This window comes from Streptomyces sp. NPDC048270, from assembly GCF_040652335.1.
Lineage (GTDB): Bacteria > Actinomycetota > Actinomycetes > Streptomycetales > Streptomycetaceae > Streptomyces.
Window position 1 is genome coordinate 119,937 of sequence record NZ_JBEZLV010000007.1, and the last position, 13,043, is coordinate 132,979.

The window sequence follows — 13,043 nt, forward strand, 5'->3', positions numbered from 1 at the left end:
CCGCGAGGAGTTCCGTGCACATCGCCGCCGACAGCCACCAGGTCATCCGGGTCCGCGGAGCGCGGGAGAACAACCTCGCCGACATCTCCCTGGACATCCCCAAGCGCCGGCTCACCGTGTTCACCGGCGTCTCCGGCTCCGGGAAGTCCTCCCTCGTGTTCGGCACCATCGCCGCCGAGTCCCAGCGCATGATCAACGAGACGTACACCGCCTTCATCCAGTCCTTCATGCCGAGCCTGGGCCGGCCGGACGTGGACGGGCTGCACAACCTGAGCGCGGCCATCGTCGTCGACCAGGAGCGCATGGGCGCGAACTCCCGCTCCACGGTCGGCACCGCCACCGACGCCTACACCATGCTGCGGATCGTCTTCTCGCGCCTCGGCGCCCCCCACATCGGCACGTCCACCGCCTTCAGCTTCAACACCCCGGACGGCATGTGCCAGCGGTGCGAGGGCATCGGCCAGGTCTCGGACATAGCCGTGGACCAGCTGGTCGACCGCGAGCTCTCCCTCAGGGAGGGCGCCATCACCGTGCCGGGCTTCGCCGTCGACTCCTGGTACTGGCAGGTCATGGCGAACTGCGGCTTCTACTCCCCCGACACCAAGCTGAAGGACTTCACCGAGCAGGAGTGGGCCGACTTCCTGCACAAGGAGCCGGTGAAGGTGAAGGTCGGGCCGAACAACTTCACCTACGAGGGCCTGATCACCAAGATCCAGCGGACGTACCTGGCCAAGGACCGCGAGTCCATGCAGCCCCACATCCGGTCCTTCGTGGACCGGGCCGTGGTCTTCGCCGACTGCCCCGACTGCGGCGGCACCCGGCTGTCCGCGGCCGCCCTCTCCTCGCGCGTCCACGGAGTGAACATCGCCGAGTGCTCGGCGATGCAGATCAGCGACCTGGCCGCGTTCGTCCGGCGGATCGACGACCCCGGGGTGGCTCCGCTGCTCGCGAGCCTGCGGGACCTGCTGGACTCCCTCGTCGAGATCGGCCTCGGCTACCTCAGCCTGGACCGCCAGTCGGCCACCCTCTCCGGCGGCGAGGCCCAGCGCGTGAAGATGGTCCGCCACCTCGGCTCCTCGCTCACCGACATCACGTACGTCTTCGACGAGCCGACCACCGGCCTGCACCCGCACGACATCCGCCGCATGAACGACCTGCTGCTGAGGCTGCGCGACAAGGGCAACACCGTGCTCGTCGTCGAGCACAAGCCCGAGGTCATCGCCATCGCGGACCACGTCGTGGACCTGGGCCCCGGGGCGGGCACGGCGGGCGGGCAGCTCTGCTACAGCGGGGACGTGGACGGGCTGCGCGCCTCCGGGACCCTGACCGGGCGCCACCTCGGGCACCGGGCGCGGCTGCGGGAGCGGGTGCGCACCCCGCGCGGCCACCTCTCGGTCAAGGGCGCCGACCTGCACAACCTGAAGGACGTCAGCGTGGAGGTGCCGCTGGGGGTGCTGGCCGTGGTGACCGGCGTGGCCGGCTCCGGGAAGAGTTCGCTGATCCACGGGTACCTCGCCGGGCGGGACGGGGTGGTGGTGGCCGACCAGTCGCCCATCCGCGGCTCGCGCCGGTCCAACCCGGCGACCTACACGGGGCTGCTGAACCCGGTCCGGACGGCGTTCGCCAAGGCCAACGGGGTCAAGGCGGCCCTCTTCAGCGCCAATTCGGAGGGCGCCTGCCCCAAGTGCAACGGCATCGGGCTGGTCTACACGGACCTCGCCATGATGGCCGGGGTGGCCTCGGTCTGCGAGGAGTGCGAGGGGCGCCGGTTCACCCCGGAGGTGCTCACGTACACCCTGCGCGGCAAGAACATCAGCGAGGTCCTCGACATGCCGGTGGCGGAGGCCTACGAGTTCTTCACCACCGGCCAGGCCCGGACGATCCTGGGCCGGCTCGCCGACGTGGGGCTGGGCTACCTGCGGCTCGGCCAGCCGCTCAACACCCTGTCGGGCGGCGAGCGGCAGCGGCTCAAGCTGGCCATCAACATGGCCGAGAAGTCCTCGACCTACATCCTCGACGAGCCGACGACCGGGCTGCACATGGCCGACGTGGACAAGCTCCTCGCCCTGCTGGACCGGCTCGTCGACCACGGGAACTCGGTGATCGTCATCGAGCACCACCAGGCGGTGATGGCGCACGCCGACTGGCTGATCGACATCGGCCCGGGCGGCGGCCACGCCGGCGGCGAGGTCGTCTTCGAGGGGACCCCGGCCGCCCTGGTGGCCGGAGCCGACACACTGACCGCGCGCCACCTGCGCGAGTACGTCGGCTCGTAGGCCGGGCCGGGCGGCCCGGGGTCACAGCACCAGGTCGCCGCCCGCGAGCGGTGCGAAGTGCCGCTCCACGTCCGCGCCGGTCACCTCCATCAAGGCGGGCGGGGACCAGCGCGGACGGCGGTCCTTGTCCACGACCTGGGCGCGGATGCCCTCCACCAGGTCGGGCGAGGCCAGGGCGTTGCACGAGACCCGGAACTCCTGGACGAGCGCCTCCTCCAGCGAGCCGAGGGCGGCGGCCCGGCGCAGCGCAGCGAGGGTGACCTTCAGTGCCGTCGGGGACTTGGCCAGGACGGTCTCGGCGGCTTCCTTGGCGGCCGGGTCCCCGTCGGCGAGCAGCCGCTCGACGATCTCCTCGACGGTGTCCGCTGCGTAGCAGCGGTCGATCCAGGGCCGCCGGGCGGCGAGTTCACCGGGCGGGGGCGCGGCCGTGTGGCGCGGCAGCACCTCGTGGACGGGGGCCGAGGCGAGGGCTGCGGCCAGCTCCGGCAGCCGAGCGGCGGGGACGAAGTGGTCGGCGAGGCCGCAGAGCAGGGCGTCGGCTGCGCCCACGGCCGCGCCGGTGAGGGCGAGATGGGTGCCGAGCCGGCCGGGCGCGCGGGCGAGCAGCCAGGTCCCGCCGACGTCGGGGACGAAGCCGATGCCGGTCTCGGGCATGGCGACGCGGGAGCGCTCGGTGACGATGCGGACGCCGCCGTGGGCCGAGACGCCGACCCCGCCGCCCATGACGATGCCGTCCATGAGGGCGACGTACGGCTTGGGGTAGCGGGCGATGCGGGCGTTGAGACGGTACTCGTCGCGCCAGAACTCAGCGGAGGCGGTGGTCCCGGCCTTGGCGTCGTCGTGGATGGCCCGGATGTCCCCGCCCGCGCACAGCCCGCGCTCCCCGGCGCCGCGCACGAGCACCTGCTGGACGGCGGGGTCCCGCTCCCAGGCCGCCAGGGCTGCGGCCATGCGCCGCACCATGGGGTGGGTGAGTGCGTTGAGGGACTTGGGGCGGTTGAGGGTGATCACCGCGGTCCGGCCCTCGACGTCGAACAGGACGGTGTCGTCTTCGGTCTTCACACCGGCCAGTATGGAACTCGGCCGCCGGGGCGGACCCGGCGGGTCGGGCCCGCTCCGGTCGGAGCCGGGGTCGGGGCAGACAGGGACGCCCTCGCTCCGCACGCGTGTTCCCATTCCGGGGAGGTCGGTGATCGGTAAGGTCGCCGTGCAGCGCCGGCACCATGTCCGCATTCCTCCCGAAGGAGCCCCTCATGGCCGATCCGACCGCCGACCCGACCCGCCTCGCCCTCGGGGAGGACACCGCCCTCGTCCTCATCGATTTGCAGACCGGCATCCTGGGCCTGCCCACGGCCAGGCCCTCCGACGGCATCCTGAAGCACGGGATCGCCCTCGCGGAGGCCTTCCGCGCCCGCCGGCTGCCCGTGGTCCTGGTCAAGGTCGCCTGGTCCCCCGACAGCGGCGACCTGCCCACGGCCAATGTGGACCGCCCGGGGCCGGCCGCCGCCCCGCCGCCCGCGTTCTCGGAGATCCCGGCCGAGCTCGCCGCGCTCGGGGACGTGGTCGTCACCAAGCGCCACTGGGGTGCCTTCACCGGCACCGAGCTGGACCTCCAGCTGCGCCGGCGGGGCATCCACCGCATCGTCCTGGCGGGGATCTCCACCAGCGCCGGGGTCGAGTCCACCGCCCGTACGGCCTGGGAGCTGAGCTACGACCTGGTGTTCGCGGAGGACGCGACCGCCGACCTGGACGCCGACTCGCACGCCCACACCTTCGGCAAGATCTTCCCGCGCATCGGCAGGGTCGCCACCACCGAGCAGATCATCGCGGCTCTGGATTCCTGACGCCGGCGGGCGCGGCCACCTCGAGCCACACGCACTTGCCGTGCGGCCCGGGCCTGGTGCCCCACCTGCGGGCCAGCCGGTCCATGATCAGCAGCCCGTGCCCGCCGGGCTGCCCGCGCCGCGTCCCCGGCCCCGCCCGCACCGGGACCGGCGGCGCCGGATTCCCGTCGGTCACCTCGATGCGCAGCCGCTCCGCGTCGCAGTCCAGCAGCAGCGCAGTCGGCCCGCCGCCGTGCAGACAGGCGTTGGCCACCACCTCGGAGACCAGCAGCAGCACGTCGTCGGCCGCGTCCCGCTCCTCCTGCGTCGCGGCCGGCAGCCAGTGCCACGCGGCCAGTGCGCGGCGCGCGAAGTCCCGGCTGCGCGTCACGACATCGGTGGCCCCGTCCAGTACCAGGTACCAGGTCCGGTCGGGTGACCCCCGCTGTTCCATGACGCTCCGACTCCTCGGTGTCGACGTGCAGTAGTCGTACTGACCTGTGGCCGGACCCGACCACCCGGGCGCGGTGGTACTAGGCCGGCGGGCCGTTCGTGCCGGTCATCGCCTGGGCCACATCGGCGTACACGGGGAAGATCCCGTCGGCGCCGGTGATGCGGAACATCCGGGCCACGGAGCCCTGCAGTCCGGCCAGCTCCACGCTGCCGCCGGCCTCCAGGGCCGAGAGCCTGCCGTGCAGCAGCACGTTCAGCCCGGTGGAGTCGCAGAACCCCAGGCCCGTCAGGTCCACCAGCAGCCGACCGCCGTGGGCGACCGCCGCGTCGAGGGCCTCCCGCAGGGGCTGGGCCGTGTCGTGGTCCAGCTCTCCCGCCAGCTCGATGACGACGGCTCCGTCCACATGCTGGACCGCGACGGTGAAGCGCTCGTTGTCCGCTCCCGGAACCATCCCATCACCCTTCCGTCCTGTCCTTGCACCTTCCCAGAAGCCGCGCGGATACGCCTCCGACGGTGACGGCGGCGAGGGCGGGCGGGCAGGCCGGGCGCGGGCTGCGGCGGGCGGGGCCCCCGGCCGTTGAACCGGAAACGACCGAGGGGCCGTTTCGGATTGCTCCGAAACGGCCCCTCGACCTGCGACTTCGAAAAGTCGGGACGACAGGATTTGAACCTGCGACCCCTTGACCCCCAGTCAAGTGCGCTACCAAGCTGCGCCACGTCCCGTTGTGCCTGCGACCTGGGGTTTCCCCCTTCTCGGCGGCACATGCAGAACATTACCCCACGCCGAGGGGTGTTCATGCACCGGTAATCGGCGACGGCGAAGATGAGGTGGTGAACGCAACGGACGAGGACCGCGACAGGGACAGGGCCAGGGACCGGGACGCCGAGGGGCGGGCGCGCAGTGCGCGGCCCCGGGACGGGCTGGGGCGGCCGCTGCCGTACGGGGCGGCCGGGGTCGAGCGGCAGCCCGAGGGAGTGGTCCGCACCCCCGCGCGGACGCTCGCGGAGGCGCAGCGGCTGCTGGACGCCGGGATGCCCTTCCACGCCCACGAGGTGTTCGAGGACGCCTGGAAGTCGGGGCCCGAGGAGGCGGCTCCGCTCTGGCGCGGCCTCGCGCAGCTCGCGGTGGGGCTGACGCACGCCGCACGCGGCAACGCGGTCGGCGGGGCGCGGCTGCTGCGCCGCGGGGCGGACGCCCTGGCCGGCCAGGAGGACTCCTACGGGATCGACGTGGCGGGGCTGGTCATGTGGGCCCGGGCGCTGGCCGGGCGGGTGGCGGCCGGGGAGCCCGTCGACGCGGCGGCCGAGGCTCCCGGGCTCGCCGGCCGCCCGGGAGCCCCCGGCGGGCCGACTGCGAAAGGGGCGTCCTAGGCGGGCTGCAGCAGGTCCCAGCGGTTTCCGTACAGGTCCTCGAAGACGGCGACGCAGCCGTACGCCTCGTGGCGGGGCTCCTCCAGGAAGCGGACGCCCTCGGCGGTCATCCGGGCGTGGTCGCGCGCGAAGTCGTCGGTGTGGAGGAAGAAGCCGACGCGGCCGCCGGTCTGGTCGCCGACGCGGGCGCGCTGGGCCTCGTCCTTGGCGCGGGCCAGCAGCAGGGCCGCCTCCTTGGCACCGGGCGGGCGGACCACGACCCACCGGGAGCGGTCGGGGCGGGCGGTGTCCTCGACGAGGTCGAAGCCGAGCGCGCGGGTGTAGAAGTCGATGGCCTCGTCGTAGTCGCGGACCACGAGGGCGGTGAGGGCGATGTGGGATGACATGCCCTCATTGTGCGCCGAGCAGGACCACCTCCAGGGTGCGGGGGCCGTGTACGCCCTCCACCCGGTCGAGTTCGATGTCGCTGGTGGCGGAGGGGCCGGAGATCCAGGTCAGGGGGCGTACCGGATCGAGGCGTTCGAGCGCCTGCGGTACGGAGTCCACCACCTGGTCCGGCACGCGGACCACGCAGATGTGGTGGTCCGGGATCAGGGTGATGCGGCGCCGGCCCTGGTCGGGCCCGCCGTCGAGGACGATCGTGCCGGTTTCGGCGACGGCCAGGGCGCAGCCGGTCACGACGCTGTCCACGCGGTCGAGTTCGGACGGGGTGGACGCGGCCCGGTCGGGGACCCGGACCGGGTCCGCCGCCGCCAGCCAGTGCGGGGGCAGGGCGGGCGGGACGAGGACCGTGCGGGAACCGCGCTCGGCGAGGAGCCGCATCAGCAGCAGCGGCAGTCCGTCCTCGTCGGTGCGGTGGACCTTCGCCCGGTACTCGGCGAGGTGGGCGGCGAGCAGGTCGGCGCTCTCGGCGGGCGTGCGCACGCCGTGGACGCGCAGGTAGTCGCGGGCGATCTCCGGATCCGGATCCGGCCCCCGCTCCCCCACGGCCCGCCGGACGCGGGCCAGGATGCGGTCCCTGCTGCTCATCGGGAGGCCTCCCGTTCCCGGGCCCACCAGTCGCGGAAGGACTCCGCGGGGACGGCGGGCAGTTCGCGGCTGTCGGTCCAGGCCCGCCCGGGCCCCGGCAGGCGGCGCGGGCGCAGCCGGCGGGCGCGGGCCAGCAGGCGCTCGCCCGCGCCGAGGGCCCCCGGACGGTCCAGCAGCAGCCGGGCGGCCCGCATGGCGGCCCGTTCCGCGGTGTGGCCGTGGGCCGGGCGGATCCGTACGCGGATGCCGTCGCGGGTCACGGGGCCGCCCTGGGCCACCCGTTCGCGCAGGTGGACGAGGACCTCGGGGATGTCGATGGCGACGGGGCAGACCTCGTAGCAGGCGCCGCACAGGGTGGAGGCAAAGGGCAGCGAGGCGTCGATCCCGCTTGCGGTGCCGCGCAGTTGGGGGCTGAGGATCGCGCCGATGGGGCCGGGGTAGACGGATCCGTAGGCGTGGCCGCCGGCGCGTTCGTAGACCGGGCACACGTTGAGGCAGGCGGAGCAGCGGATGCAGCGCAGGGCCTGGCGGCCCACTTCGTCGGCGAGGGTGTCGGTGCGTCCGTTGTCGAGCAGGACGAGGTGGAAGGCGGCCGGTCCGTCGCCGTCCGTGGTGCCCGTCCACATCGTCGTGTACGGGTTCATCCGCTCGGCCGTCGAGGAGCGGGGCAGCGTCTGGAGGAAGATCTCCAGGTCGCGGAAGGTGGGGACGACCTTCTCCACGCCGACGACGGAGATGAGCGTTTCGGGCAGGGTCAGGCACATCCGGCCGTTGCCCTCGGATTCCAGGACGACGAGGGTGCCGGTCTCGGCGACCATGAAGTTGGCGCCGGACACGGCGACTTTGGCCCGCAGGAACTTCTCGCGCAGGTGCAGGCGGGCCGCCTCGGCGAGTTCGCGCGGGTCGTCGCCGAGCGGTTCGGGGGCCGGCCGGCCCCAGCGGCCCATCTCGGTACGGAAGATGTCGCGGATCTCGGCGCGGTTGCGGTGGATCGCCGGGACCAGGATGTGCGAGGGCCGGTCGCGGCCGAGCTGGACGATCAGCTCGGCGAGGTCGGTCTCGTACGCGGCGATCCCGGCGGCCTCGAGCGCCTCGTTCAGCCCGATCTCCTGGGTGGCCATGGACTTGACCTTGACCACCTCCCGCTCGCCGGTGGCGAGCACCAGCTGCGTCACGATGCGGTTCGCCTCCCCGGCGTCGGCCGCCCAGTGGACCGTGCCGCCCGCGGCGGTCACGGCCTCCTCCAGCTGGAGGAGGTAGCGGTCGAGGTGGCGCAGGGTGTGGTCCTTGACCGCCTGGCCGACGGCGCGCAGCCGGTCCCAGTCCGCCAGTTCGGCGACCGCCCGGGCGCGCTTGTCGCGGATGGTGCGGGTGGCGTGGCGGAGGTTGGCCCGCAGCACGTCGTCCCGCACGGCCGCGCGGGCCGCCTCGGGGAACGCGGGCATGCCGAGGAACGTGCCGCTCATGACAGGGGTTCCTCCTCGGTGGCGGCCAGGATCTCGGCGAGGTGCAGGGTCCGCAGCGGGGACCGGGCCCGGCGCAGCAGGCCGTCGAGGTGGGCCAGGCAGGAGTTGTCGGCGCCGCACAGCACCTGCGCGCCGGTGGCGGCCGCGGCGGCGGTCTTGTCGGTGCCCATGGCGGCCGACACGTCCGGGTTCTTGACGGCGAAGGTGCCGCCGAAGCCGCAGCACTCCTCGGCGCCCGGCAGCTCGACCAGCTCCAGGCCCTTGACGGCCGCCAGCAGGCGGCGCGGCCGGTCGCCCAGCCCGAGACCGCGCAGGCCGTGGCAGGAGGGGTGGTAGGTGACGGTGTGCGGGAAGTACGCGCCGACGTCGATCACGCCGAGCACGTCGATGAGGAACTCGGTCAGCTCGTACACGCGCGGCGCCAGCTCCTGCGCGAGCGCGGCGAGCTCGCCGCCGCGCCCCTCCGCCGCCGCCCGCCGGCCGATGCGCGGGTAGTGCTCGCGGACCATCGCGGCGCAGGACCCGGAGGGGGTGACCACGTACGGGTGCCCGGCGAAGGCCTCGGCCGTGCGCCGCACGAGCGGTTCGGCCTCGTGCCGGTAGCCGGTGTTGTACTGCGGCTGCCCGCAGCAGGTCTGGGCCGCCGGGAAGTCCACGGTGACGCCGAGCCGCTCCAGGAGGCGTACGACGGCGATGCCCGTACGCGGGTAGAGCGCGTCGTTGACGCAGGTGACGAACAGGGCGGCTCGCATGACGGGCAGAATAGCGGCGTGAAGAAGTTCTCAGTGATCGGCATAGGCGCGGGCGACCCGGACCATCTGACCCTCCAGGCGGTCAGGGCGATCGGCGCGGCGGACGCATTCCTCATCCTGGAGAAGGGCGAGGAGAAGGCGGACCTGACCGGGCTGCGGCGGGCGATGCTCGACGAGCACGCCCGTCCCGGCCACCGGCTGGTGGAGGGCCGCGACCCGGACCGGGACCGCACCCCGGCCGACTACGCGCCGACGGTGGACGGCTGGCGCAGCGCGCGGGCCGAGATCTTCGAGCGGTTCATCGCGGAGGATCTGGCGGAGGGCGAGACCGGGGCGTTCCTGGTGTGGGGCGACCCCTCGCTGTACGACTCCACGCTCGCGATCCTCGACGAGGTGCAGGAGCGGGGCCGGGTGGCCTTCGAGCACGAGGTGGTCCCGGGCATCAGCAGTGTCTCGGCGCTGCTGGCCCGGCACCGGACCAACCTGAACCGGGTCGGGCGCCCCGTCCAGATCACCACCGGGCGCCGGCTGGCCGAGGGCTGGCCGGACGGCGTGGACGACGTGGTGGTGATGCTGGACGCGCGGCACGCCTTCACCGCACATCTGGACCAGGACCTGTTCATCTACTGGGGGGCCTACGTCGGCACCCCGGACGAGATCCTGGTCTCGGGGAAGCTGGCGGAGGTCGCCGGGCGGATCGAGGAGCTGCGCACCGAGGCCCGGGCCCGCAAGGGCTGGATCATGGACACGTACCTGCTCCGGCGCGACTGAGCCGCGTCACCGCCCACCGCGCCACGACTCACCGCGCCACCGCTCCCCGCGTCTCCGCGCCTCCGCGTCTTCGTGTCACCGTGCCAGGAAGGCGGGCAGGGCCGCGGCGAGGCGCTCGTACTCCTCGGGGCGGTTGTAGACCTGCCCGCAGACGCGCAGGCCCCCGCCGCCCGGCCGGGGCCAGACCAGGACCCGGATACGGAGCTTCGCCGCGAGTTCCTCGCGCAGGGCGGCGGCGGACTCCCGGGTCTCGGCGGTGCCGGGCGGCAGCAGCACGGACCGCATCGGGAGGCCCGGGGTGTGCGGGAGCGCGGTGAAGCCGGGGAGCCTGGCGAGCAGCTCCGCCCCGTAGGCGGCGAGCGCGCTGTTGTGGGCCCGCACCCGGGCGGCGCCCAGGCGTTCGAGCAGGTCGAGCCCCTCAGGGGCGGCGAGCCAGCCGGTGTAGTCGGCGGTGGCCCGGTATTCAACCGAGCGGGGAAAGCCCCGGTGGTCCTCCCACGAGGGCACCAGCGCCCTGACGCGGGCCCGGTGGGCGGGGGCCACGGCGAGCAGGGCGCTGCCGGACGGGGCGTAGCCCCACTTGTGCAGGTTCCCGAACCAGAAGTCGGCGCCGGCGGCGACCGGTCCGGCCAGCGTGCCGGGGGTGTGGGCGCCGTCGACGACGGTGGTGATCCCGCGCGCGGCGAGGTCCGCGAGGAGCCGGGGTCCCGCGACGAGGCGGGCGGTGGGCGAGCTGACGTGGTCGAGCAGGGCCACCTTGGTGCGGGGCGTGAGCGCCGCCAGCACGGCCTCGCGCACGGCGTCCTCGTCGGGCAGGTGCGGGTCCAGGGCGACCGTGGTGACGGGCGCGCGGCGGGCGGCCGCCGCGGTGACGGTGCCGTAGCCGTGGTCGGTGACCAGGATCTCGTCGCCCTCGGCGAGCGGGACGGCGTCGAGGGCGAGGTTGGCGCCCTCGGTGGCGTTGGAGATGAAGGCGATCCCCTCGGGGTCCGCGCCGAGGCGGGCCGCGATCCGGCTCCGGGCCCCGTCCAGCCGGCCCGCGACCCCGTTGAAGAAGGCGTCGGGGTCGGCGTGGGCCTCGGCGCGCAGCGCCTGCTGGGCTTCCTGGACGGGGACGGGCACCGCACCGTAGGAGCCGTGGTTGAGGTGGGCGACGCCCGGGTCCAGCCGGAAGAGGGCGTCGCCGCCGGGGAAGGCGGTCGGGGTGGCGGGCTCGGTCACGGTACCTCCGGGTGACGGGTTCGGCGGGGCTGCCGCTTGCGGATCATGCAAGGCGCGGCGCCCGGCCCGACAAGGCCAATCGCGACAGGGTGGCCTGCTCCCCCGCCGCGTTCGCCCTCTCCCCTCTACCGCCCGCTGGTCGCCGCGTAGTACTGGAGGTCCTGGACCTCCACCGTACGGTCCACCGCGTACGGCAGCCGCACCTGCGCGCCGGTCTTCCCGCCGCGGACCACCGCGGCCGAGGCGGTGCCCGGCTTCAGCGGCAGCAGCTCGGAGTGCACCCCCGCGGGGGCCTCGTGGGTGTCCTGCGCGGATCCGACGGCCGTACGGACGACCGCGGGGCCGGCGAGGAAGCTCAGCACCTCCACCGTGTCCCGGGGCGCGGCGGTGCCCTTGCGCGGGGCCATCAGCAGCGACTGGCCGCCCGTCGGGTCGGCGGACGCGAACTGGGTGCGGGCGGTGAGGTACAGCGTGTCCCGGACGATCTCCGGCCAGCTGCCCGTCTTGAAGCGGGTGAGGTAGTAGGACGTCAGGTCCAGGTAGGCGTATCCGTTGTGCAGGGAGGGCGCGAACTGGGTGCCCTCCGAGTAGTCGTTCCAGGTGGTGAGCTGGACCCAGTCGGCCCCGTCCTCGATGGCGTGCGTCCAGGTGGAGCGCAGGGTCGCGGTGTTGCCGGCCTCGTCGTAGACGCCCTGGTTGGGCCGCGCGTCCTGGATCGAGACGGGCTGCATCCAGACCTTGCCCATGCCGTGCGCCCGCCGGACGTCACGGGTGTTGCCCTCCTGGCCGACGTAACTGCGGCTGCCCCACTCGGAGAAGCCGTGGCTGATGGGGGCGAAGGCGTCGGCGTGGGCGGCGAAGTCGAGGAAGAGGGGGACGAACGCGGTCTGGACGCCGTGCTCGGAGCGCAGGACCTCCAGGACCCGGGTCCACCACGCGGCGCTCTTCTCCTCCGCCTTGAAGGGGGAGACGACGAGCCGGCCGTCGGGGAGGCGGTGGGCGGCCGGGGCGTCGCCGAGCCTGGCGATCGCCTCGGCGAGTACGGCCGGGTCGTCGGTCTTCAGCGAGGTCATGTCGGGCATCAGCATGATCTTGAAGGCGGGATCGACCGAACGGGCCGCCGCCATCAGGAGGTTGCAGCGGTCCCAGTTCCGGCCGGAGAAGGAGAGCATGTCGAGGGTGAACCCGTCGATGCCCGCCGCGCGGGCCGTGCGCACCTCCTGCTGGAGGTTGGCGTACTCCCAGTCGCCGGACTTCGGTTCGACGGGCAGCGGCCGGTCGCGCAGCAGTCCGCCGTATCTCCCGTGCTTGCCGCTCTCGCCGTCCGGGTTCAGGTAGTGGCGGGTGTAGTAGTCGCCGTCCGCGCGCGCGTTGTCGAGGGAGAGCGGGTAGGGGGTGAAGTAGTGGGCGAAGACCAGCTTCCGGCCCGCCGCGCCGGAGCGCAGGGCGGCGGGCTGCGGCAGGTCGAAGGGCAGGGCCCCGGGGCGCGCGGCCCCGGTGTCCGTCGCGCCCCCGGGGTTGCCCTGGGCGGCCGCGCCCTTGGTCGGTGCCGGGCTCCCGGCGGACGGCGCGGCGGCCGTGCCGGGGTCCGCGGGTGCGGGGGTGGCGCCGGTTCCGGCGGTCCACGGGGCGCCGATCCGGGGTGCCGTACCGGCTTGTGCGGAGGGGGTGTTGAAGGGGTCCCAGGCGATGCCGGCGGCCGCGCAGGCCCCGACGAGGAGGAAGGCGGCCATCAGCAGGGTCAGCAGCGGCCTGCGGCCGCGCCATCCCGTCCGGCGCCGGTGCGACACCGGCCGGTGCGCCCGCTCCGGCCGCCATCCTGTCCGCCGGTCCGCTCTCATCCTGGTCCCTCCCCGCCCGCGCCCCCGGTGCGGGGGCTG

The 13,043-nt window shown here is 74.0% G+C and carries 13 protein-coding genes and 1 tRNA gene; 4 read left to right on the plus strand and 10 right to left on the minus strand.

From position 1 onward, the window contains the following. The first annotated feature begins 14 nt into the window (after nucleotides 1–14). The gene (locus AB0D66_RS09410) at nucleotides 15–2,276 is read left to right on the plus strand and encodes an excinuclease ABC subunit UvrA (RefSeq protein WP_362299130.1); all 2,262 of its coding nucleotides are present in this window, start codon (nucleotides 15–17) and stop codon (nucleotides 2,274–2,276) included. Nucleotides 2,277–2,297: 21 nt separating this feature from the next. Here AB0D66_RS09410 and AB0D66_RS09415 read toward each other — a convergent pair whose 3' ends face one another. Next, nucleotides 2,298–3,338, minus strand: a complete 1,041-nt coding sequence (locus AB0D66_RS09415) for an enoyl-CoA hydratase/isomerase family protein (protein WP_362299133.1) — start codon at nucleotides 3,336–3,338, stop codon at nucleotides 2,298–2,300. A gap of 191 nt (nucleotides 3,339–3,529) precedes the next feature. On the opposite strand from AB0D66_RS09415, the gene AB0D66_RS09420 reads away from it, so the two are divergent. Beyond that, nucleotides 3,530–4,120: a hydrolase gene (locus AB0D66_RS09420; RefSeq protein ID WP_362299136.1), complete on the plus strand. Its 591-nt coding sequence runs from the start codon at nucleotides 3,530–3,532 to the stop codon at nucleotides 4,118–4,120. Here the strand turns inward: AB0D66_RS09420 and AB0D66_RS09425 are convergent. From AB0D66_RS09425 to AB0D66_RS09435, 3 genes are all read right to left on the minus strand, one after another. Continuing rightward, nucleotides 4,098–4,553: an ATP-binding protein gene (locus AB0D66_RS09425; protein ID WP_362299139.1), complete on the minus strand. Its 456-nt coding sequence runs from the start codon at nucleotides 4,551–4,553 to the stop codon at nucleotides 4,098–4,100. The two genes, AB0D66_RS09420 and AB0D66_RS09425, sit on opposite strands and share 23 nt — an antisense overlap. A gap of 79 nt (nucleotides 4,554–4,632) precedes the next feature. Next, nucleotides 4,633–5,004, minus strand: a complete 372-nt coding sequence (locus tag AB0D66_RS09430) for an STAS domain-containing protein (RefSeq protein WP_362299142.1) — start codon at nucleotides 5,002–5,004, stop codon at nucleotides 4,633–4,635. Nucleotides 5,005–5,202: 198 nt separating this feature from the next. Then, nucleotides 5,203–5,276, minus strand: a tRNA-Pro gene (locus AB0D66_RS09435). A 105-nt stretch (nucleotides 5,277–5,381) separates the two neighbouring features. Here AB0D66_RS09435 and AB0D66_RS09440 point away from each other — a divergent pair. After that, the gene (locus tag AB0D66_RS09440) at nucleotides 5,382–5,924 is read left to right on the plus strand and encodes a DUF309 domain-containing protein (protein WP_362299144.1); all 543 of its coding nucleotides are present in this window, start codon (nucleotides 5,382–5,384) and stop codon (nucleotides 5,922–5,924) included. Here AB0D66_RS09440 and AB0D66_RS09445 read toward each other — a convergent pair. The 4 genes from AB0D66_RS09445 to AB0D66_RS09460 are packed head-to-tail and all read right to left on the minus strand — an operon-like array spanning nucleotide 5,921 to nucleotide 9,171. Continuing rightward, nucleotides 5,921–6,310: a VOC family protein gene (locus AB0D66_RS09445; protein ID WP_362299147.1), complete on the minus strand. Its 390-nt coding sequence runs from the start codon at nucleotides 6,308–6,310 to the stop codon at nucleotides 5,921–5,923. The two genes, AB0D66_RS09440 and AB0D66_RS09445, sit on opposite strands and share 4 nt — an antisense overlap. 4 nt (nucleotides 6,311–6,314) lie before the next feature. Continuing rightward, nucleotides 6,315–6,953 (minus strand): LUD domain-containing protein, encoded by a 639-nt coding sequence (locus AB0D66_RS09450; RefSeq protein WP_362299149.1) that lies wholly within the window; start codon nucleotides 6,951–6,953, stop codon nucleotides 6,315–6,317. Next, nucleotides 6,950–8,419, minus strand: coding sequence for a lactate utilization protein B (locus tag AB0D66_RS09455; RefSeq protein WP_362299152.1), 1,470 nt, complete (start codon nucleotides 8,417–8,419; stop codon nucleotides 6,950–6,952). Before AB0D66_RS09455 ends, AB0D66_RS09450 begins: the two co-directional genes overlap by 4 nt. Beyond that, complete coding sequence (locus AB0D66_RS09460) at nucleotides 8,416–9,171, minus strand: (Fe-S)-binding protein (protein ID WP_362299155.1); 756 nt, start codon at nucleotides 9,169–9,171, stop codon at nucleotides 8,416–8,418. The genes AB0D66_RS09455 and AB0D66_RS09460 overlap by 4 nt, the downstream gene beginning before the upstream one ends. An 18-nt stretch (nucleotides 9,172–9,189) precedes the next feature. On the opposite strand from AB0D66_RS09460, the gene cobF reads away from it, so the two are divergent. Next, the gene (gene cobF, locus AB0D66_RS09465) at nucleotides 9,190–9,942 is read left to right on the plus strand and encodes a precorrin-6A synthase (deacetylating) (protein ID WP_362299158.1); all 753 of its coding nucleotides are present in this window, start codon (nucleotides 9,190–9,192) and stop codon (nucleotides 9,940–9,942) included. A 75-nt stretch (nucleotides 9,943–10,017) separates the two neighbouring features. Here cobF and AB0D66_RS09470 read toward each other — a convergent pair whose 3' ends face one another. Both AB0D66_RS09470 and AB0D66_RS09475 read right to left on the minus strand, forming a co-directional pair. Next, complete coding sequence (locus AB0D66_RS09470) at nucleotides 10,018–11,163, minus strand: aminotransferase class V-fold PLP-dependent enzyme (protein ID WP_362299161.1); 1,146 nt, start codon at nucleotides 11,161–11,163, stop codon at nucleotides 10,018–10,020. A 125-nt stretch (nucleotides 11,164–11,288) separates the two neighbouring features. Next, nucleotides 11,289–13,004 carry a glycoside hydrolase family 71 protein gene (locus tag AB0D66_RS09475; RefSeq protein ID WP_362299164.1) on the minus strand — a complete coding sequence of 572 codons (1,716 nt, stop codon included), beginning with the start codon at nucleotides 13,002–13,004 and terminating at the stop codon, nucleotides 11,289–11,291. Nucleotides 13,005–13,043: the final 39 nt, after the last annotated feature.

Coding starts and splice junctions, on each gene's coding strand:
- AB0D66_RS09445 (WP_362299147.1), bottom strand. CDS start 6,310: ATGTCATCCCACATCGCCCTCACCGCCCTCGTGGTCCGCGACTACGAC.
- AB0D66_RS09450 (WP_362299149.1), bottom strand. CDS start 6,953: ATGAGCAGCAGGGACCGCATCCTGGCCCGCGTCCGGCGGGCCGTGGGG.
- AB0D66_RS09460 (WP_362299155.1), bottom strand. CDS start 9,171: ATGCGAGCCGCCCTGTTCGTCACCTGCGTCAACGACGCGCTCTACCCG.
- AB0D66_RS09430 (WP_362299142.1), bottom strand. CDS start 5,004: ATGGTTCCGGGAGCGGACAACGAGCGCTTCACCGTCGCGGTCCAGCAT.
- AB0D66_RS09425 (WP_362299139.1), bottom strand. CDS start 4,553: ATGGAACAGCGGGGGTCACCCGACCGGACCTGGTACCTGGTACTGGAC.
- AB0D66_RS09475 (WP_362299164.1), bottom strand. CDS start 13,004: ATGAGAGCGGACCGGCGGACAGGATGGCGGCCGGAGCGGGCGCACCGG.
- AB0D66_RS09420 (WP_362299136.1), top strand. CDS start 3,530: ATGGCCGATCCGACCGCCGACCCGACCCGCCTCGCCCTCGGGGAGGAC.
- AB0D66_RS09455 (WP_362299152.1), bottom strand. CDS start 8,419: ATGAGCGGCACGTTCCTCGGCATGCCCGCGTTCCCCGAGGCGGCCCGC.